The organism is Frankia sp. AgB1.9 (assembly GCF_016786355.1).
GTDB lineage: Bacteria > Actinomycetota > Actinomycetes > Frankiales > Frankiaceae > Pseudofrankia.
Window position 1 is genome coordinate 1 of sequence record NZ_JADWYX010000116.1, and the last position, 20472, is coordinate 20472.

Below are 20472 nucleotides of genomic sequence, written 5' to 3' on the forward strand. Positions count from 1 at the left end.
GAACGCCTGCACAACCACGTCGCCGACCTCGGCGCCCTGTGCAACGACGTCGGCCACAGCGTCCTACACGCCCACGCGGGACGCCTGCGCGAACGCCTGCTACGCCTCAACGCCCGCGTCACCGGCCACCGACTCCTACGCGGCGGCATCCACCTCGGCGGCACCCAGCTGCACGCCATCCCGGACGCCGCAGAACTTCAGACGATCGGCCACGACGCCCAGAACATCGTCGCCCTCGCACTCGGCCACAGCACGGTCCGGGACCGTTTCACCGGCACCGCGATCCTCCCCACCGCCGCGGCCCAAGACCTCGGCACCCTCGGCTACACCGCACGCGCCAGCGGCCTCCCTTACGACGCCCGCCTCGCCCACCCCCACTACGACCTGCGCGAACACCTACGCATCCCCACCCACCCCGACGGCGACGTCCTAGCCCGCTTCCTCGTCCGCGCCGACGAAATCGACGCCTCCCTCGCCCTACTCACCCACCTCACCCACGACCTTGCACCAGGCCAGACCGGCGCCTGGCCACCACCGGCCAGACCGACCGGGCCGGCCTCGGGAGTGGGCATCGTCGAGGGCTGGCGCGGCACCATCACCCACCGCGTCGAACTCGGCGACAACGACACACTCACCCGAATGAAAGTCGTCGACCCGTCCTTCTTCAACTGGCCCGCCCTACCCGTCGCCCTAGCCGGCACCATCGTCCCCGACTTCCCCCTCGCCAACAAAAGCTTCAACCTCTCCTACGCCGGCAACGACCTATGAACCACCCACAGCGTCACCCGACCGACTACCGCCCGGTCTGCCCCCAGCTACACCAGCCACAAACGGGATTGGACGTTCCGGCCAGTGGCGGGCCCGCCGCAGCCACGGCGCCCTGGCGCTCGATCGGCTGGACCTACCGACAAGGTGTGTGCGTGTGGTCACGCTCAGGGTCCGGAAGCTGGTTCGGCGCCGCCTATTGGGGTTAGTTTGTCGCGAATGAGGCGAAACCACGGATTGGGTCCGGCCGGGCGGATGCTTCTGATCGGGCCGTGTGTCCGTCACCGCTGGGTGGTCGTCGGACTGTGGACCGTCTGCCTGGTAACGCTTGTTGTTCTCGCGCGCGGCCAGGGCGCCCGGTTCGACACCGACGTCGCCGTTCCGGGGAGCGACTCCGCCCGTGCCCTTGACCTGGCCGGCCGGGCCCTCGGCGGGACCGGGATACCGGACACCGAGGCGGTGGTGGTCCACGCCCGCCACAGCACAGTCGATGACCCGCTGGTGCGGGCGCAGATCGCCGCGATGGTGACGCAGCTGGGCACGGTGGCGAACGTCGCCGGCGTGGTTGATCCGTTCTCCGCGGCGGGCGCGGTCGTTCTAGGTGTGGATCCGGTCAGCGCCAACCGGCATACGGCGGTCGTCTCGGTGATCGTGAAAGGTTCGGCGCTGCACCCGGACCGAGCCACGGCCCATCGCCTGGTGACCACGGCGCGTTCCTACGACGGGCCCACCCTGCAGGTCGAGGTCGCCGGTCCGGACGCGGCCGCGGTCAACGCGACCGCCCTTTCCTGGTGGCCAATCCTGATCGCGCTCGCGGCCGCGCTGCTGCTGCTCGGCGCAACCCTGCGTTCCCGCGGCGCGGTCGCCGTCTGCGCGGCGACCACGGCGGTTGCCACCGTGACCGCGGTGGCCATCGCCGTGCTGCTCTCGCACGCCACGACGATGACGCTGTACGCGCCGCTGCTCGCGGCCGTCGTGGCCGCTGGGACCAGCCTGGGTGGCACGGTCGTCGTCGTGCACCGGGCCCAATCCCGCCTGCGCGAAGGCGCCGTCGCGTTCGAGGCGGTTACCCATGCCGCCGCGCGGACCGGTTTCGCGATCGCCTGCGGCGGTCTGTGCGTGACGCTGGCGATGGACGGCGTCGTGGCGCTGGGCCTGCCCTTCTTCAACGGTGTCGCACTCGGCTCCGCCGCCGCCGGGACCGCGACCGGAGTGGTGATCCTGACGCTGCTTCCGGCGGTGCTGGCGATCTGCGGACCACGGCTGCTCGGCTGGACGGAACGCCACCACCTCATCACCAGCGGCCGGGGCCTGAGCCACCCGCCGGGGCTGCGCGCAGCCTGGGCCAGCTGGGTACATCGCCGCCCGCTGGTCGCCGCCTGCGCCGCGGCCTTCCTGTTGCTGGCACTGGCCGCACCGGCGCTGACCCTCAAACTCGGCGGCGCCGACGACGGCGCCGAGTCCACCTCGTCGACGACCCGGCGGGCCTATGACCTGCTCAGCGCCGACTTCTTTCCTGGGCTGAACGGGCCGATGCTCGTCGCCGTCCAGCTCGGCGCCACACCGTCGGCGGTGTCCCCGGACGCCGTCGTGGCAGCGCTGGCCAAGACTCCCGGCGTCGCGCACGCGGCGGTAAGCGTGAACAACACAAAGGCGGATGTCGCCATGATCCGAGTGTTCCCGGCCGCCGGCCCACGCTCACCGGACGCCACCGCCGTGCTGGACCGGATACGCGATCAGGTCATCCCACGCACGCTGGCCGGCACCGGCTCACAGGCCTATGTGGGCGGGTCCACCGCCCTGTTCGTCGACATGGCCGCGGACTTCCACGGAGCAACAACCGGATTCCTCGCGGTAGTCATGCTGACAGTGCTCGGCTGCGGACTGCTGATCCTGCGGTCAGGGACGATCGCGGCCGCCCTGGCGCTGACCAGCGCGCTGGCGATCCTCGCCGCGGCCGGCGTCCTAGCCCTGCTGTTCCAAAACAGCCTCGTCACCCGAACGCTGGGACTCACGACCGGGCCCGTCGAACCATCGCTACTGGTCATCGTCCTCGTCGCCGTGTTCGGCCTACTCCCGGGTCTGAACCTCGGCCTGCTCGTCCGGCTCACCGAACCCACAGATACCTTCCCAGGCGGGCAGAGCCGCCATCGCGACGCCGCCGGACCCGTCCGGCTCGGCCACGCCGACGTCGGCCACGTCATGCTCACCATGAACCTGGTCATGCTGTTCCTGTTCGCCGCGGTGGCCGCGCAACCGGCCCGCATGATGAAGGTGATCGGCTGCGGCCTCGCCGCCGGCGTTGCCATCGACGCGTTCGTCCTACGCGCAACACTGCTACCCGCGATCCTCCACCTCATCGACCGCCGCCAGCCAGCACCGAGCACCCACCGCGGACCCGGCGATAGGCCCGCCCGGCGCCCGGGCATGCCGGACCTCGGCTGGCCGCAGTCCCTCGTCGGTGGGCCGCCCGACCCGACGATCACCGTAGGGGACGGCGGCGTTGAGCGCGCGACGGTACCGATCCGTGTTCTCCCGGCAGGCAAGGTGGCGCCGGACCGACCCGCCAATGATCACCAACCCGAGCGGGCCGCCCGCGCAAGCCCGCCGAAGGGCCGGCAGGTCAGCACTGCGCCCAGTGCCACCCAGCCCTGGAAACACCTGCCACCGCGGCGCCGTCTGGAAGATCGCAGGGGTAGCTACAGGCGGTAAGAGGTCACCAGCCCGATCCAGCGACCCCCGGCGATCTTCCGTACTCCTGCGGCCTCACCAACGATGGTTCCGATCCGACACGCCGGCTTCCCCGCGAGGATGGCGTCGCGCAGCCGCCCTTGGCAGCTGGGGTGTGCTTCTGCGGCAGGGAGGTTCGTGTCGTCGTCGACCATGGCTATGGGGCGCGAACCGGGTGAACTAAGGTGAAGAGGTTTTAGCGGGCGTGGTTGGGGGCTGACGTGGACGGGGACGGGGCGGGTCTGGCGCCGTGGCCGCGCTCGGCGGTGGATCGACCAGTGGCGTCGGTCGACCTCAGGACGGATGTGGCTCATTCCGCCCGAATGTATGACTACTACCTCGGCGGGAAGGACAACTTCCCGGCGGATCGGCAGGCGGCCGAGCAGGTGCGCCTGGCGATGCCTGAGGTCGTCCACGGGGCGGTGCAGAATCGGGCGTTCCTGGTCCGCGCGATCCGGTACCTGGCTGCTGAGGCCGGCGTGCGCCAGTTCCTTGATATCGGTACAGGCATTCCGACGAGGCCGAACCTGCACGAGGTCGCACAGTCGGCGGCGCCCCAGTCGCGGCTGGTCTATGTCGACAACGACCCGATTGTGCTGGCACATGCTCGGGCGCTGCTGGTCAGCAGTCCCCAGGGGGCTACCGCCTATCTCGACGCCGACTTCCGCGAACCACAACGCATCCTGACATCGCCTGAGGTAGTCGAGATCCTCGACCTGGCCGAGCCAGTCGGCCTGTCTCTGGGTGCGCTACTACCGTTCATCCCCGAGCAGGCCGACCCCGAAGGCATCGTTCGTCAACTGATGGACGCCCTGCCCTCAGGCAGCTACCTGACGCTGACCTACCTGACCACCGACTTCAGCCCAACCGAGGTCACCAGGACCGTCGATATCTATCGGGCCCAGGACATCCCGGTCCATCCGCGGACCCACGACGACGTCTTGAGGTTTTTCGGGGGCTTCGACCTCGTCGACCCGGGCCTGACCCCGCTGCACCGGTGGCGTCCAGACACCGGGACCGCGGTCCAGCCGGAGGCAGAGGAGGGCGGCCAGCTCGCGTACGCCGGGGTAGCCCGCAAGCCGTAGGACGGGCTGCTCCCGCTCCACACGCCGCTCGCATCCGCCCAGCGCGGCAACGCCGGTGGTCACGTCCCGCCCAGATGACACAGCCTCGGCCGCCGGCGGTGTGAACCGCGCGAACGGGCTCGTCAGGCCCCTCGACCTGCTCCGCGAACGTCACCACCGGGCATCCGTCCTCGGCGCAGCGGAACCGGCGCACCAGAAGATCCAGCTCGACTCGCGTTCCACCCAGTGCCCTGTCCACGAGCCGACGCCGGTAACGGCCATGCACCGCGACGAGACGGTCCCGCATCGTACGCAGGCAGCTCCGCTCGCTCCTGCCCGCAGGCGAAGGCGCACCTTACCCGCTGCCCGCTCGGCGCCGTCGACCACGACGTTCGCCAGATGCGGCAGCAGAACCCCGAGATCAAGGAGGTCGCACCAGCGCCATGATCGCAGCCGGGTCGCAATAGTCGATCAACGAGCCAAGATCAGGCCGATCACAAGATCAGCGCCAGATCCTGAAATTTGACCGTCGCGGGGTCCATGAAACTTGACCCGGGTCGATTTCAAGATCGGGCGGCGCTGCGTGATCCGCAGGATTCGCTGTCACGGCCGTGCCCGCTGCGGTCGCGACCGGCGGGCGACTGACGGTCGACATCCAGTACGCCGACCACGAGGGCGGCCAGGCGGCGATCTCGCGGTTCGTCCTCCTCGCCCGCAAGGGCGATTGGCCCTGCGACGTCGTCCGGCACTGGAGCCTCGTTCGACGAACGCCGCCCAGCGGCGACGCCCAGACTGACGCGAGACGCCGGCGCCTTCCCGGGTCGGGCGGCCGTCCCGGGAGAAGAAACTGCCGGTCGCCGAACCTCGTAGCAGCTTGGTCACGCAACGGTACGCCCGAGGGGCTCGGCCGCTTCACCGCTCGACCTACCTCGCCGGTTACTACGACGACGAGTTCCTGCGCCGCAGGCCACCCGATCGCGGGCCGCGCCGACGCTTGCGGGGTGCAGCTGGGCCGGCAGCGGTAGGTGAAGCGTTCGGCGACGCCCCGGCAGGAGGCGGCCTGGGAGTCAGCGATACCCTCATTGTCTCGTCGATCACGTGGCTCGGTACAAGCGTCGGCTGGCTTGCGTAGCGGCTGTGCGGTTGGCGACGGTGGCGGCTTCAGACTGGCGCGTGTCTTGTGCTGTTGCGATCGGAGGAATCCGTGTCCGTCAATCAGCGGCCTACCTTGGGGCCGATGGTCTCCGTGAGCTGCCTGCAGCAGTTGCGGATCTACACTGAGGATCTTGCGGGGCGGGGGCCGGTCCTGGGCGCGGGCCGGATGCGTGGCCGGGGCGTCATCGCTGACCTCGGTCTGGAGGGTGCCCGCTTGGACGACGAGAAGCTGCTCAGCTTGTTCGTCGACATCTTTGGTCTCAACGGCACCAAGCTTGGCCTGGTCACCGGGGTCTCATCGGACGAGGCCGGCGGCTACGTGGTGCAACTGGTCGAAGGAGCCTGTACCTATCACATGCAGACCACGGAGCCGATGTGTGTGTACACGCTCGGTGTCTTCATGGGGGCGCTGCAGGCCTTGACCGGTGGGGTGATGCAGGGCACCGAGACCACGTGCGAAGCCAAGGGTGACCCGATGTGCACCTACGTGATCAGTCCGCATCGTGCACTTGGCTGAGACGCGGCTCGCTATCTCGTCGCAGCGAGCCGACCTGGTTATATCCGCCGCGTCGGTCCTCCCGAGTGCCTGCCTGGCGCGGTGCACGGTACCTTCTTCGGCGTTCACCAGCCGCGTGAGCTGGGCACCCCGATCTGCCAGGGCCGTCGCGAGGCGCCCTGACTAACGGCACGCGAGCACTAGATAGCGATGGTCGGCCACGCGCCCTCAATGCGCACCGCTCGGCCGCAGACCATGGCCTCGACACTCCCCGCCAGCCTCGACGTGGGGCGTTTCCCGGCAGCGTCGCGCGTGGGCGGGCGGTACGGTTGACCTCCCAGCGGACGGTTCCTGCATGAGGACGTACTTCGGACTGTTTGTCCGATCATGGACTAGGGTTGGGCGTCGGCGGGGTCCTCCGGGGCGGCGTGACTGGGTGAGGACAGGAGCTTCCCGGGCGGCCTCGGCGGTCGGTGAGGGCGGCGGTCGGTCGCGAAACCCGCAGGCGGCCGAGACGGCTTCGGGCCCCGGCTCCCTAGACAGAGGGCGGCGAGGATACGGTGGGGGTCCCTGCTGACGACGTCAGAGAGAACCTTCGCTCACTCGCGGCCATCGGGCTGTCGTTCCTGGACGCCGACGCGCCAGCACGCCTGACAGGCACCCCTCTGGACCCGTCGTGGGCGCCGCCATCCGAGTCACGTGGAAACACGGAAGCTAAAGGAGCGCCGGTGACTATCCAGTCGGAGCTGTCGCGCGTGGTGTCGGACCTCCGACGATCAATTCCGGAGTTGAACGGCGTCATGGTGGCCTCGGTCGACGGGCTCGCCGTCGCGCACGACTTCGCCGAGCCGGACGCGGAACGAATGGCCGCGATGGCCGCGACCGCGCTGGGACTCGGCAAGCGCATCTCCGATCGGACCAGCCTCGGGGAGATGCAGGAGACCGTAGTCCGCGGCACGCACGGGTACCTGGTGGTCTACACCGCGGGTGAGCAAGCTGTGCTGGTCCTGTCAGGTCCCTTCAACGCGAACCTGGGGCTGATGCGCATAGAAGCACGCGCAGCGTCCACCGAGATAACCAAACTACTTGGCTGACCTGACATGGGACGGCCCGTCGAGGCGGCCGGAGAGTGGGCGACGCCGGGCGTGGTCACGGCAGCAGGCCGGATCGTCGGGCAACGTTGACGGCCTGGGTCCGGCTTCGTACGCCGAGCTTGCTGTGGATATTGCGTAGGTAGGCCTTGACCGTTTCGGGGCTCACGGCGAGGCGCTGCGCGGCCTCGGCGTTGGAGCATCCCTCGGCTACCAGGCCGAGCACGTCCAGCTCGCGGCGGGTGAGAATGTGGCCAGCCTCCTGAGGCGGCATCGCCTCGAGAACGCTGTCCGCGAGCAGGTCCCGGATGGCAGCGATCCGCGCCTTGGCAGGTCTTCTCGTGATCTCACCGGAGAGCTGTGCCAGCTCTCCGTCGATCTGAACCAGCGCCCGTTCGTCGACGTCCCATCGCCGTGGCGCATCAGTCTGGTGCCGACGCGCGGTCTGGGCGAGAAACGACTCGAGTTGCCGGACGTACCGCAGCGCGGAACTGATCGCCGCGGGGCTGATCGGTTTATCGGTTCGCTGCGCGAGATACAGGACGTACAGCACCCGGCCATCCAGCCGAAGTGGCATGGCGAGCACCGAGCGGACGCGCTCGGAGCAGCTGACCTGGCGTCGCCCACCGGAGGCTCTGCCTGAGTTACCGCCGTAGCCGTCCAGCAGGTGGAGGCCGAGTGCGACTACCCGTCCGCCGGTGCCCTGCCCAGGTGCCGCGGTCATTCCCAGGCACGCGTCGGTTCGCGCGCCGTCGACGCTCCGTATGGTCAGCATCCTGGTCCGCGGATGCACCTGGCCGGCAAGGGTGAGATCCGCTCCGGTCCGCTCCCGCAGCCTGGCCGCGGCTTTGGCGAGGAAATCGCCGGGAACGTGGTCGTCGCGCGGCCCTGGCATAAGTCGTCCTCCTCGACGATCTCGCTGCTGTCAGCGCACGGATACGGACACCCCGATCTGGCAGTTACCGATCCTGCCCGACGTGGCCGAATACATCCGCGCCATGCTAGGCGCGGTGGAGCCGTCCTGCGGGAGGCCCCGTGTCGTCGATCATCAGCCCCTCAGTCTGGGATGAAGGCCGCCGCCCAGCCCGCGGGCCGGCGACAGGGGTGGCGGCATGTGTCGCGTAGCCGCCGCGCGAGCTAGCACTCTACGTCTCACGCCGACGACCGATCGTGAGAGACACGTGCCGCCCCGAGTGCCCTGATGTGGACCTCAGCTGGTGGCTGGGGCCCAGGTGCCTGTCGCCGGGTTGTACTTCCACAGCCGCAGCGGGATGGCTCCGCCGGGGTTTCCGGGGGTGTAGTCGGCTCTGTCTGCGTAGCTCGGCAGCTGGATCGAGCCGAGCGAGAAGGCGGCCCGCTGGAAGCTCGCGTAGGTCAGGTCTTGGCCCGCCTTCTTCGCGATGGCGGTGAACAGGTCGAGATACTTACACGCGACGCTCTCGGAGACGCCGTACCCGGGCTTTCCGGGGGGAACGGTTGTCGGGTTGACGAGCTTGTCTTTGAGTGAGGGGATGGCTGTCTCGATCGTGGCGATGCACTGCGCGTTCGGCGGGTTGTTCCAGTCGATACCCAGGCCAAGTGCCTCGGAGTTGTTCAGGGTGCTGAAGTCGTGGTTTCCGGGCGATATTGAGTACGACGCCGCCTGGTTTTGATCGGTGAACAACAGTTGGGGGCGGTAGGAGGTTTTCTCCAACTGTGCTGGGAAGGCCGCCGAGGCTCCACCCACCACGATCACCGTGTTGGCACCTACCGACTGGAACTTCTGGATGAATACTCCGGTCTGCTGTGCCACCGCCGCTGGGTCCGTGATCGGCGCGTCCATCACGGCGGTCGCCACCGGCGTCACGCCGAGGTTCTTCAGGGTCGGCGCGACCACATTTTTCATTGTGTACTGGTCCGCTGTGTAGCCGACGACCGCGACCTTCTTACCCGCTAGTCCGCCGTCGTCGAACAGCTTCAAGCCGTCGCCGGCACCGTCCCCACCGCGCAGGTCGGAGAACCACGGCGCCTGTGCCTTGAGATACCGTGACGCGTTGAGATCGCCCCCGATGGTCAACGTCTTATGTGTCTGGACGTAGCACAATGCGTCATCAGCATTGAGGCTGCCCAGGATGGCGAAAACCTTCTCGTCCTGTGTCAGATGAACGCATGTGTCCTGCGCACCGGCCGAAGAGATGACGTTGACCGCGCCGAACACCGGCACGATCTTCCGGCCGTTGATCCCACCATCAGCGTTCAGCTTGTTCACCAGCGCCGTGAAGACCGCCTGGTAGTCACCATGGTCGATGTTCACGTACTGCCGGACAACTGACAGGTCCGGATACACGAACCCGACCTTGATACTGTCCGCCGATACCCCCGGCGCGATCGCCGGGGCTGGTGCCGCGCGCAACGTCGACGACGGCGCTGGCGGATTCGGAGTGTTCTTCGCCGAAGACGTACTACAACCCGCAGCAACCAGCGCGGCCACGGCAGCGACGGCTAATATCACTGACCGCCTAGTACGGCATAAGATCATTTTAAGCTCCAGGTGCAGGGTGGTCAGCCGTAGCATGTCGCCAGGCCGGAGAGTTTCTGACTTCGACGGGACGGCTGCTTCGGAAAGGCTCCTCGCGGTGATCGATGGGTAGCCAGAATGATCGAATGTCTGTTCAGGTCCATATAACTAGCGTGTGCTAGTTCCGTGCGGAGGCTAGCACCGTCGCGCTCGCGCGCACAAGTCCGGTCGCAGCCGATCGATTACTCCCACCAGGGGACGTTGGCCAGCGACCGGCCGCTCGGCGCCGTGCTGTCGTCGTCCTCGGCCGCCCTCCGGCCGGGGCGAGGGGGTCTGTCTCGCGATCTTGAGGCAGTCCCAGCGCGACGGCTCGGTCGACGGGGTCAGGTGGTTTGGCGAGGGATCAGGGTGAAGTTCGCTGTCGTGTTCCATTCCGGGGCTGGGAGAGGACGCCCGTCGAGTTCGTGGAGCGCGGACTCGGCGAACTCGCGCCCTAGGGTTGGGGTGTCGATCTGAACGGTGGACAGTGCGGGGACATTTGTCGTTGCGATGGGGGCGTCGTCGTGGCCGACGACGGCGAGGTCTTCGGGCAGCCCCAGGCCCGCGCGGGTCGCGCCACCAGCGACGGCGGCGGCTACGTCGTCGTTGAAGGCGATGACAGCGGTGATGCCGGTGTCGTGCCAGCGCTGGACCGTGGCGGCGGCGGATCCGTCGCTGTAGGCGATTGGTGCGAGGTCTGGTTGGGGCAAGCCGAGAATGCCGGCCTGGGCGCAGGCCGCCTGATACCGCGCGTCGATGAGCGTGGACATACGTGGCTCGACGAAAGCCGCGTAGATCATTTGCCGGTGGCCACGCGCGTGTAGATGGTTGACCTGCAGATCCGGTCCGGCTTTGACTGCCAGCGGATGGTCGGGATCTGGAGAGATCGTCTTGATCCCGCAGGCGCGCATCGTCGCGACCTCCGTGCTGTCGAGCGGTGCGGAGGCGACCACGAGATCCGGGTTCATCGACTCCCAGAGCGGGCGCCCCTCAGTGCCGGGCCGGTGGGTGTAGGTGATTAGGGCGTACCCGGCTTGAGCCAGAACGCGGGACGCCTCGTCCAGGAAGTCGCGGAACCTGAATGCCACTGGCCAGTCGGCCAGCACGACCAGAATGATTCTGCTTTGGCCCGTGGCCAGGGCTCGTGCGGCGTTGTTGGGCCGATAGTGGAGACGGTCGGCCGCGGCCAGCACGCGTTCCCGGGTGCTCGCTGAAATCGTCTGCCCCGGGGTGGCGTTGAGAACGTACCCGACGGTCGTCCGCGAGACCCCCGCCTCGCGGGCGACATCGGCGCCGGTTACACGTCGCCGGCGGTTCTCGTCGGACCCGTCCACCCTGTGCCCGCCCTTCTGCTGCCATGATTGTCAAGAGTGGTCCAGGCATGTGGTATGTGGCGGCCATGTCGACCTCGAACGCATCGCAGCTCCGCGGTCTGCGAAGCTGCGCCAGCATCCTGATCAAAGAGAGCCCGGCGTGTTTCAGGGATGGGCGCGGGCGAGGATGCGTGTGAACCAGCGGTCGCGGGCGGCGAGGGTGTCGATGGCGAGTGCGGCTTGGGGCGCGAACTCTTCGAATCCGTGGGTCCCGCCGGGCCAGACGTGGAGTTCGGCGTCGCCGCCGCAGGCCCAGATTGTCGAGGCGAAGGCGACGTCCTCGTCGCGGAAGAGGTCGACGGAGCCGACGTCGATGAAGGTCGGCGGGAGTCCGGTCAGATCGGTGGCGCGGGCGGGGGCTGCATAGATGGACACCGCATCGGTGCCGACACGGTCGCCGAGCAGCATGCGCCAGCCGGTCTGGTTGCTGCTCCTGCTCCACGGCAGGTCACCGGCCATGCGGGACGACGGGGTGTGCATCCGGTCGTCGAGCATCGGGCACAGCAGCAGAAGGCCGGCCAGGTCCGGTCCGCCATGGTCGCGGACCCGCAGCGCGGTGCCGGCGGCGAGACCACCGCCGGCGCTGCTGCCGGCGAGGACCAACGCATGAGCGTCGATACCCAGCTTTTCGGCGTGCTCACTGACCCACAGCAGTGCCGTGTAGCAGTCGTCGACGGGTGCGGGGTCAGGGTGCTCGGGAGCGAGCCGATACTCCACGGACACGACGGTCGCGCCGGCGGACAAGGCGAGGCGGAGCGCGGGCATCGCGCTGAAGCGATCGCCGTACGCCATTCCTCCGCCGTGTATCCAGAAGATTCCCGGGCCGGCGGTCTCGTGACCGACGGGTGTGAAGACCGAGAGGATGATCTGTGACTCGGGGCCTGCGATCGTGTGCTCTTGTTCGGTGAACGGGAAAAGTCTGAGGAGGTCCTCGCGTCCTGGAATCTTGAAGGCCCGACTTTCGGGAAGGGTCTGCTCGGTCAGCTCCATGGGAGAAGCTCCGCCGAAGTAGCGGTCGACAATCTCGCGCCATGCGGCGCCAGACTGGGTATCGGTGGGTGGCGCGGGATATTCTGAAACCGTCACGAGAACCTCGCAGTCATGCGCTGGAAGCGCGCGTAATATTGCCGCCAGGGGCGGAACCCGTCGGCTGTTCCGGCGGGCTACGTCACATGCGGGTGACTTCCGTTCGCGCGCGTCCCCGCAGCCAGCACACGATTCGCTCCAAGCTCCGCTCGCCGGGGGTCTGAAAAGGGGCGTTGAGATGGCCGTGCTCGGCACTCGGTTCGAACTCGACGGTGACGGACACCCCAGCCAGATCGAGCTGTGCCGCGTACGCCTCGCCCGATGCGCGCAGATAGTCGGCGTCTGCATTCAGCACGTACACGGGCGGCTGGCCGGAGATGTCACCGTTTCCCGCGAAGGCATAGGGGTCCGCGAGGACGTCAGCCGTTCCGGCGAATTGCAGGTTGAACTCCTCGACCATGTCACCGGTCACGGCGGTTCCCGTCAGCTGGGCGGTCGCGGCCCGCAGAGGGTCGCTCAGCGGCGGCAGCTGCGGGTGAACGATCGGGTAGACCAGAAGGAGCGACGCCGGCGCCGGCCCCGCGTCGTCGCGGAGGCGTTTCGTTACGCCCGCGGCGAGATTCGCCCCCGCGCTGGCGCCGCCCAGGTGCAGCTCGGCTGGTGTCGCACCCAGCTCGTCGGCGTGCTGCACCGCCCACAGCCAGGCGGCCAGGACGTCATCGGACGGCACCGGGAAACAGACGCCGTGCAGGCACTTGTGGTAGTCGACGCAGAGCACGGGGATACCGCGGGCGGCCAGGGTCAGAGCAACCCAGTTCGCCTCCGGCATGTCCAGATCGCCGCCGACGTAGGCGCCGCCGTGCACCCAGACGAGCGCCGGACCTGCGCTGGTGTCCGGGCCTCGGTAGTGCCGAGCCGGTAGGTCGCCGTGCTGCCCTCTGATCGTGATCTCACGCATGTCGACCGCGGCGAGGTCCGGGTAACGGGCGACGAGGGCCGCGCTGTCCGGCCCCTTCGGCAGGTGCGCGGCCAGCAGCTCCGGGTGCATTTCCAGGAGGCTGACGTAGCTGGCGAACGACGAGCTGCGAGGCGCGGGAGTCGCGGCGGACACAGTTCCTCCGACGGTTACTCGGGCTGAGAGGGTGGGATTCCCCGCTGGCATCGGTCGCCGGGCGCCCTGGTGGCCACGGGCGTCCCGACGACGGGTGCGTCGTCGGCTTCTAGTGGGGTGACGTCACGGCATCGCGGTCCGCTGCCGTCGCCGCCTGCGGTCCCGGAGAGGTCACCCCGTCACGGCCGGTGAGGTCACGGCCGATGCCTCGTTCGAGGAGGCGATCGGCGAGCAGGGCCACGAGAGTTGCCTGCGGTTTCACGACGTGTCTCCTCTGTTGCTGCGCGGCTGATGCCTGGGGTCGAAACCGGCAGCCGCGCAGACGGATGCCGCTCGGCCTGAGCGCCGTCGTGAGCCGCCAGCGACTGCCCTCATCGCCCTCCTCACCTCGCCACCCGGCGTCACCCCAGCCCAGGGGGGCCCGATGGGACGCCCGACGACGCCCGGCCAAGGACCACGACCAGGGCCGGCCTGACCCTTGCCGGCGAAGCGTAGAGACAAAACCGAGCGACGTCTAGGTATTCGAGGGGAGGGCTGTAGTCGGTCCGCCGAGGCGGCCGGCGAACAGCGCGAGGTAGTCGGCGAGGGCAGCGACCAGATCGAGTTCGTCCGGGGCCAGGAGCCACTGGGTCTGCAGACCCTCGAAGACCGCGAGCAGGTGGGCCGCCGCAAGGTCCGGGTCGGACGACGCGGGGAAGCGACCCTCGCTCTGTTCCAGAGCCAATCCGTCGGCCAACGTCTGGCGCACCCACCGGTTACGGTCGCGGAGCCAGGCGTGGGCCGGATGATCCGTATCCAGGCTTTCGCCGGCTAGTTTGCTGTGCAGCCGGGCCAGTTCGGGCCGCGCGACCACGCGCCGCCCGACCTCGAGAAGCCGCTCGGACCAGCCCGACGGCACGTCGTCGTCCACCACCGCGCCCAGCCACGCGCGCTCTTCAGCATCGCGCTGCCGCAGGACCTCCACCAGCAGGTGTTCCTTGCTCGGGAAGTGATGCAGGACCCCCGCGTCGCTCAGGCCGACCCGCCGGGCGATCGTCGAGAGCGACCCGCCGCGGTAGCCCTGCGCCGCGAAGACCTCCACCGCGACCTGCAGGATCTCCTCCCGACGGACGCGACCCTTCGCGTAACTGCCCCTGGAACCCTGTGTGACCACGCGACTCAGGCTAGCCCAGGAGCCTGGCGGCGCGAACACAAAACCTAGCGCCCTCCAGGTTTTCGCTCTAGGCCGCCCGCAGCGGCCACCCGCACAGCTCCCCACCAGGTCGATCTTCCGCGCGGGCGACGACATGCGCGTGCAGTCCCCAGGCCGACACCGGACAGAGGCGCATCCGCCACTCCGGCTGACTCCCTTCGTAAGGAGACGCGGCCGCGCCGGTCCAGGATCCGTCGGCCAGTACGGAGTCGGCGTAGTCGTCGTGGCTGGCCCGCCAGATCGCGAGCCCCATTGATTGGCTAGCCGCCGTAGCGCAGCCTCACAGAGCGGCTGTTCGTCGCCGTCCGGGTCGGTCGCGGTGACGTAGGCGAACGTGCCGCGGTAGCGCGTGGCGATCCCGCGGATCCCGGGCCAGCTGGCGGCGGCGTGCGCGGAGAGCCGTTGACGCAGGGGATCATCGTCGACTCCGGGATACCTGCCACAGCCTCGATTGTCATGGGGTGTGCCGGGCGGGGTGTCCGTGGGGCCTGGCCGGACGGCGGGCTGGGCCTCGTGGTCGGTAGAACATCGGGAGTGTCTCGCCGTGTCACCGCGTTCCCCCTGATCGACGATGTCCGCGCCGAGCTGACGAAGCGAGCCCGGTCGGCGACCGTGCCCCATCGTGCCTTGCTGGGCGCGAGGATCGTGCGCGCCGCCGCCGGCGGAGCGGGCCACGCCGGGCTAGGGGTCTGTGAGGACACCGTCAGCAAGTGGCGGGGCCGGTTCGCCTCTGAGGGTCTCGCGGGGTTGGCGGACCGGCCCCGCTCGGGCCGGCCGGCACGGTTCACCGCCGGCAGGCCCTGCGCGTCATCCGTCCGGCCTGATAATCACCTCGCCGGGAGGACATCGATCTCGAACGAGGCCTGCGGCGGGAGCTGTTTCCACCCGGTTGCGTCCGCGGTTCTTCGCCCGGTACAGAGCCGTGTCGGCGAGCTCGACCAACGCTGTCGGATCGCTGCCCGGGGCAGGCGTGTTGGACGCGACGCCGATACTTACGGTCACAACGCGGTGGGCTACCGGCGAATGCGGTTCGTCGAGCTTCTCAATGGCGGATCGCAGGCGCTCCGCCAACCGGGCCGCCGCGTCGATATCTGTGTCGGGCATGACGGCGGCGAACTCCTCCCCGCCGTAACGGGCGGTGAGGTCGGCGGTGCGGGAGCTGGCGGCCAGGCACGTGGCTACCCGGTGCAGGCAGCGGTCACCCGCGGTGTGTCCGAAGTGGTCGTTGTAGAGCTTGAAGAGGTCGATATCGATCATCGCGATGGCGAGAGGCGACTTCTGGCGCATGGCTCGCTGCCATTCGGCCTGCAGGGCTTCGTCGAGGCGTCGCCGGTTGGCCAGTCCGGTCAGCTGGTCGGTGACGGAAAGCTGTTCGAGTCGTTGGTTGGCGGCGGCGAGCTGCTGGGTCCGTTCAGCGACCTTGCGTTCCAGCGAGGCGTAGACCATGGCGTTGTCGAGAGAAACGGCCAGTTGCCCGGCTACGAGCATGATTCCTTCGAGCCGTTCGGTGGTGAACGCGCCGCGGATCATCCGGTTTTCCAGCAGGAGCATCGCCCGCCGCTCGCCGCGGATCATGATGGGTATCGCGAGCAGAGAGCAGCGGCCCAGGTTGAGGCAGTAGGGATCGCGGTTGAACCGGTCATCCTGGCAGGCGTCGATGATGACGAGTGGTTCGTGGGTACGTTCGGCGTACCAGATCACGGAGGGAGGCAGCAGCCGCTGTCGGCTCGCCTCCGCGAGGGAGACGGTGGCGGAGTCGCCGGCCAGGACCGACCAGTCCCGCTGCTCATTGTCGCGCAGGAGCAGGTGGACTCCGGTGGCGCCGGTCATGGCCGAGAGGACTCCCTGGACTCGGTCGCGAAGGCGCCCGACGTTGGTCTCGGAACTCAGTGCCTGCGAGGCGGCGACGATGCCGAGCAGGTCGATGGTGCCGGTGGTGACCGTGGACCGAGGCGCGGCCGGTCCGGTTGGCCGCGCGGACGGCTGGGCGCCGGCGGGCTGGGCTCGCAGCGTGGGGTTGGCCCAGTCGAGTTGCCGGACCTTGACGGTCGCGCCCCATTCGACGTAGCGGCTGCGGGCCGCGGCGAGCAGCATGTCGCCGACCCGCTGCATCCCGTTGGTCAGGTAGAACCGGGCGGACCGTTCGAGGATCAGTGCGTGGTGCCACGGACGGGTCCGCAAGGACGCCTCGTGCTGTGCCAGGTCGAACGCGTAGGCCGCGTCACGGAAGTCTCCGGCTGCCCAGGCGCGTTCGGCCTCCACGAGGCGCAGCATGTGCCCGAAGTTGGCCGGCGATTCGGCCGCGCGTCCGGTCAGCCAGCCGATCGTCTCGTCCAGCTCGGCCATCGTCGCCTCGCACTCGCCGGTCCTCGCCGCGCGGGCCTCGCTCGCGAGGGACAGGGCCCGCAGGAAGCGGGCGACCGCCTCCGAATACGACATGTTCAAGAACGGCAGCAACGGCATCAGCGCCGCGGTGTGCCGGGCCAGCTCGGCCGGATGATCGAGGATGGCCGCGACCAGTGCCCGGGTCGTGTGCAGGTGGGCGGTGGCGAACGGGTTGGCCGCCAGCACGCTGCGCTGAGTCTTCTCCTCAGCCTCCGAGGCGTCGGCCGCTCCGCGAAGAACGTCGGTGAGCCAGTGGTACTGCCGAAACGTCTGTTCGGCGCTGCTGTTGCCGGTACGGGCAGCCAAGGCGAGCGCCTCGTCGACCTCGGCACCGAAGACGTCGAGCGAGGGGGCACAGTCGAGCAGCCCGAACACCAGCGCGCAGTGCGTCCCGCACGCGTCGTCCATGACGCCGTCGCGGATCAGGCCCTCCAGCGCCCGCCGAGCCGCTGGCAGAATGTCCTCAAGCGGATCGCACCAGTGACCAGCACCCATCGCACAGAGGTACTGGGCATCCCACATCTCGGGCTCGAAGCCGCGCGCCGTGGCGACCGCGAGAATTCGCCGGATGATGCGGTGCCCGGTGCGATAGTCACGCCTGCGGGTGAAGGTCACAAACATCGCATGGCAGGCCGGTCCGACGAGCGAGCGATCGGGGCCGTCCCGTGCCCACATCTGCAGCATCTCCACGATCAGCCAGATCATCATCGGCCGGTCGCAGTAGAACCCCGCGGCCAGCATCCGCCCGATGAGCTTGACGGCGCCCAGTCGCGACGGATCGGTGGTCGCCGGCCGGCACAGGTCGTCGGACTCGCTGGTCTGGTCGATCCACCGGTAGATCACGTCGAGCCCGCGGTCGATCTCCGCGTCGAGATGGTCCCGGTCGGGGATGGCGACGCCGAGCTGGACCAGCTGGTCCAGGCCGAGGCGCATCGCCTCGTCGACCCGGCCCCGGCTGGTCAGGCTGCGAATCTGCACCGCAGTGACGGCCGTACGCTCGGCCGGCTGGGTACACAACCGGTCGATGATCAGGTACTGCCTGTCCGCCTCCTCCAACCGGCCGAGGCTGTACAGGGCGGCGTGTAGCTCGGCATGGACCGCGGTCAGCTGGTCGGCGTCGGCCGGGTCGATGAGCGGTACCGCCGCGGTCAGGAACCGTTCCGCCAGCGAGTAGTTGGCCAGCATCCGTGCCTGGTCGGCGGCGCGCCGGAAGAGCCCGACCGTCAGGCGCCTCTCCGCGGCGGAGCGCACGGCGTCGGTGACGACTAGATACTGCTCGGCCGCGACCGCGAAGAACTCGTCTCGACCGGCCAGTCGGCGAGCCAGGCGCAACTGCTCGGCGTGCCGCGCGGCCGCGGTGAGGAAGCTCAGAACGGCTTCCCGGGTCCGGTCATGGTGGAAGCGGGCGCTGGGGCGGGCATCGGACTCCAGGACCAGCAGACCAGCCGTGGACGCAGGGGCGAGTCGTCGAGAGACCTCGTCCGCCGCCAGACCGGTCGCGGCTTCGAGCAGGTCCAGATCCACGCGGCCGGCCAGGCACGCCATCACCGTCAGTATGTCTCGGGTAGTCACAGGCAACGCTGCGACCCGAGCGGACAACAACTCGGTCATGTCCACCCGCGCCAGCTGGCGACGCAGCGCCGCCTCGTCCCAGCGCCAGCCGCGGTCGCCGCGGGACAGGGCCCCGCTCTGGCGCAACGAGCCCAGGAGCTCCACCGTGTCGTACGGGTTACCTCGGGACGAGGGGGCGATCAGTCGCGCAAGATCGCCGGCGGGTGCCAGAGCCAGGCGTAACAGGTCGGCCACCATGGCCGCCTGGTCGTCCGGCCGCAGGTTGGCCAGCCGCAGATCGTTCGGGCCGTCCGCCTTCCGATGCCACTGGGCCAGCATCGGCGTCAGCGGGTGTGTCGCCTCCAGCTCGCTGTCCCGGTAGGCAGCGACCAGCAGCAGCCCGTCAACCCGCTCGCCGCCGCCGAGGATCAGATCGATGAAGCCCAGCGACGTCCGCCCCGCCCACTGCAGGTCGTCCACGAACAGCACCACCGGCCGCTTCCTGGAGGCGACCGCTCGCAGGATCTCCACCCCGCTGTACAGCGCTCGATCTCTCGCAGTAAGAGGATCCCCCGGCTCCGGCGGGATCCTCAGCAATGCCGCCAGCTCCGGCACGGCGAACGCGACCAGCCCGGCGCCAGGTCCCAACACCCCGAGCAGGCGTTCCCGCACCTCGGCCAGGTAGCTCTCCGGTTCGGCCAGCAACAGCCGGCCCAGCGCCCGGAACGCCTGCCACAGGCCGTCATACTCCTGGTCACGCCTGTACTGATCGAACTTCCCGGCCACGAACCAGCCGTCGACACCGGCCACGATCGGCCGCAGCTCGTTGACCAACGACGTCTTACCGACGCCCGGAACGCCGCTGACGAGAACCCCGGTCCGGCGGCCCGCCATCGCCGCGGCGAACGCCGTCCCCAGCTCGCCGATCTCCGCCTCCCGGCCGCAGAGCCGGGACGGCGTCAGAGCCCGCGGTGAAAGGTCGTGCTCGCCGGGGCGCACCGGCTCGCCGCGGCCCACCAGCGCGAGATCGTGTGCCAGCCCGTCGGCGCTCTGGTATCGATCGTCCGGCTCCTTCTCCAGCAGCTTCATGATGATCGCCGACAGGTCGGCCGGCACCGCCGGGTTCACCGAAGCCGGGGGTGCCGGCACCCGGGCAAGATGGTCATGAACAATGCGCAGCGGGTCACCCGTACCGAACGGCGGACTGCCGGTCGCCAGCTCGTAGAAAGTGGCCCCAAGCGCGTACAGGTCGGCCCGCTGGTCGATCTGGCGGCCGGTCCGGCCGGTCTGCTCGGGCGCGAGATACGGGCACGTGCCGACGATCTCGCTGCAAGGAACGAATCCTGGCTGGACGGTCGTGAAGGTCGTGGCCAGCGCGAAGTCGATGAGAATCGGCCCGCTCCGAGGGCCGCCGACCACGACGTTCGCCGGGTTGATATCCCGGTGCACCACACCCCGCTGGTGCATACCCGCCACGGCACCCGCGAGCGACGCGGCGAGATCGACCAGCGCGTCCGGCTCCAGCGGCATCGACCGCCCGACCAGGGCCACCCCACCGACATCGGTCAGCAGAACCGACCCGGCAGCCGGCGGCACCCGCACCGCCAGCTGCACAACCCCTTCCACTCCAGCCAGCATCTCGAGCATCTCGAACTCGTGACGCAACCGTCGCGCCGCCTCCGGCCCGAGCGGTTCCTTGCGGATCACGCTCCCAGCCGGGAACGTCAGCCGAGCGACCCGAGTCCGCTCCGACTGATGAAGCAGCTCCGCCTGCGGCGGCTCGTCGTACGCCGCCGTTCGCTGAACCCCCATCCGTCAACTCCATACAGTGTCACCCGCAGCCCACCCCCAGCATTCCCGCGACCAGGCCGAGGTAACGGGGCGACGCCACGGCGCCGGTGTCCCGGCGCGGCACGGCGTGATCGCCGTTCGGCCCGCCAGCGGCTGTAACAGTGGACGTTCCACGACCAGTAGAGGGCCAGGCCAGACCGGCGATC

General features: G+C 69.0%; 13 protein-coding genes and 2 pseudogenes. 6 read left to right on the forward strand and 9 right to left on the reverse strand.

Annotated elements, in window-relative coordinates; translation table 11 throughout:
* From I6A60_RS32835 to I6A60_RS32855, 5 genes and pseudogenes are all read left to right on the forward strand, one after another.
* Positions 1-768 (forward strand): annotated as a pseudogene (locus I6A60_RS32835) (formate hydrogenase); the annotation flags it as partial.
* A gap of 252 nt (positions 769-1020) precedes the next feature.
* Entirely contained in the window at positions 1021-3477 is a 2457-nt protein-coding gene (locus I6A60_RS32840; RefSeq protein ID WP_203019230.1) for an MMPL family transporter, read from the forward strand.
* A 260-nt stretch (positions 3478-3737) separates the two neighbouring features.
* Entirely contained in the window at positions 3738-4580 is an 843-nt protein-coding gene (locus I6A60_RS32845; RefSeq protein ID WP_238436746.1) for an SAM-dependent methyltransferase, read from the forward strand.
* Between the two features lie 1216 nt (positions 4581-5796).
* Positions 5797-6231 carry a 4-vinyl reductase gene (locus I6A60_RS32850; protein ID WP_238436744.1) on the forward strand — a complete coding sequence of 145 codons (435 nt, stop codon included), beginning with the start codon at positions 5797-5799 and terminating at the stop codon, positions 6229-6231.
* A 707-nt stretch (positions 6232-6938) separates the two neighbouring features.
* Complete coding sequence (locus tag I6A60_RS32855) at positions 6939-7304, forward strand: roadblock/LC7 domain-containing protein (protein ID WP_203019217.1); 366 nt, start codon at positions 6939-6941, stop codon at positions 7302-7304.
* A gap of 55 nt (positions 7305-7359) precedes the next feature.
* On the opposite strand, the gene I6A60_RS32860 is transcribed toward I6A60_RS32855, so the two are convergent.
* The 8 genes from I6A60_RS32860 to I6A60_RS32895 all read right to left on the reverse strand — a co-directional run bounded on the left by I6A60_RS32860 (position 7360) and on the right by I6A60_RS32895 (position 14792).
* Positions 7360-8196, reverse strand: coding sequence for a LuxR C-terminal-related transcriptional regulator (locus tag I6A60_RS32860; protein WP_203019206.1), 837 nt, complete (start codon positions 8194-8196; stop codon positions 7360-7362).
* Positions 8197-8511: 315 nt separating this feature from the next.
* Positions 8512-9819, reverse strand: a complete 1308-nt coding sequence (locus I6A60_RS32865; RefSeq protein ID WP_203019232.1) for an ABC transporter substrate-binding protein — start codon at positions 9817-9819, stop codon at positions 8512-8514.
* A 362-nt stretch (positions 9820-10181) separates the two neighbouring features.
* The gene (locus I6A60_RS32870) at positions 10182-11171 is read right to left on the reverse strand and encodes a LacI family DNA-binding transcriptional regulator (protein WP_203019204.1); all 990 of its coding nucleotides are present in this window, start codon (positions 11169-11171) and stop codon (positions 10182-10184) included.
* Between the two features lie 144 nt (positions 11172-11315).
* Positions 11316-12200, reverse strand: a complete 885-nt coding sequence (locus tag I6A60_RS32875; protein ID WP_203019202.1) for an alpha/beta hydrolase — start codon at positions 12198-12200, stop codon at positions 11316-11318.
* Between the two features lie 178 nt (positions 12201-12378).
* Positions 12379-13347 (reverse strand): alpha/beta hydrolase fold domain-containing protein, encoded by a 969-nt coding sequence (locus tag I6A60_RS32880; RefSeq protein WP_307873979.1) that lies wholly within the window; start codon positions 13345-13347, stop codon positions 12379-12381.
* 109 nt (positions 13348-13456) lie between these two features.
* Positions 13457-13609 (reverse strand): hypothetical protein, encoded by a 153-nt coding sequence (locus I6A60_RS32885; RefSeq protein WP_203019193.1) that lies wholly within the window; start codon positions 13607-13609, stop codon positions 13457-13459.
* Positions 13610-13861: 252 nt separating this feature from the next.
* The gene (locus I6A60_RS32890; protein ID WP_203019191.1) at positions 13862-14500 is read right to left on the reverse strand and encodes a TetR/AcrR family transcriptional regulator; all 639 of its coding nucleotides are present in this window, start codon (positions 14498-14500) and stop codon (positions 13862-13864) included.
* Positions 14501-14567: 67 nt separating this feature from the next.
* Positions 14568-14792, reverse strand: a complete 225-nt coding sequence (locus I6A60_RS32895) for a hypothetical protein (RefSeq protein ID WP_203019181.1) — start codon at positions 14790-14792, stop codon at positions 14568-14570.
* 203 nt (positions 14793-14995) lie between these two features.
* On the opposite strand from I6A60_RS32895, the pseudogene I6A60_RS32900 reads away from it, so the two are divergent.
* Positions 14996-15316: pseudogene (locus I6A60_RS32900) on the forward strand (helix-turn-helix domain-containing protein); the annotation flags it as partial.
* Positions 15317-15346: 30 nt separating this feature from the next.
* On the opposite strand, the gene I6A60_RS32905 reads toward I6A60_RS32900, so the two are convergent.
* Positions 15347-20287, reverse strand: coding sequence for a diguanylate cyclase (locus tag I6A60_RS32905; protein WP_203019179.1), 4941 nt, complete (start codon positions 20285-20287; stop codon positions 15347-15349).
* Positions 20288-20472 lie beyond the last annotated feature (185 nt).

What these genes read in the sequence shown, in the direction of transcription:
- I6A60_RS32865 (WP_203019232.1), bottom strand. Translation starts at nt 9,819, where the DNA reads ATGATCTTATGCCGTACTAGGCGGTCAGTGATATTAGCCGTCGCTGCC.
- I6A60_RS32850 (WP_238436744.1), top strand. Translation starts at nt 5,797, where the DNA reads ATGGTCTCCGTGAGCTGCCTGCAGCAGTTGCGGATCTACACTGAGGAT.
- I6A60_RS32840 (WP_203019230.1), top strand. Translation starts at nt 1,021, where the DNA reads ATGCTTCTGATCGGGCCGTGTGTCCGTCACCGCTGGGTGGTCGTCGGA.
- I6A60_RS32875 (WP_203019202.1), bottom strand. Translation starts at nt 12,200, where the DNA reads ATGGAGCTGACCGAGCAGACCCTTCCCGAAAGTCGGGCCTTCAAGATT.
- I6A60_RS32895 (WP_203019181.1), bottom strand. Translation starts at nt 14,792, where the DNA reads ATGGGGCTCGCGATCTGGCGGGCCAGCCACGACGACTACGCCGACTCC.
- I6A60_RS32860 (WP_203019206.1), bottom strand. Translation starts at nt 8,196, where the DNA reads ATGCCAGGGCCGCGCGACGACCACGTTCCCGGCGATTTCCTCGCCAAA.
- I6A60_RS32905 (WP_203019179.1), bottom strand. Translation starts at nt 20,287, where the DNA reads ATGGGGGTTCAGCGAACGGCGGCGTACGACGAGCCGCCGCAGGCGGAG.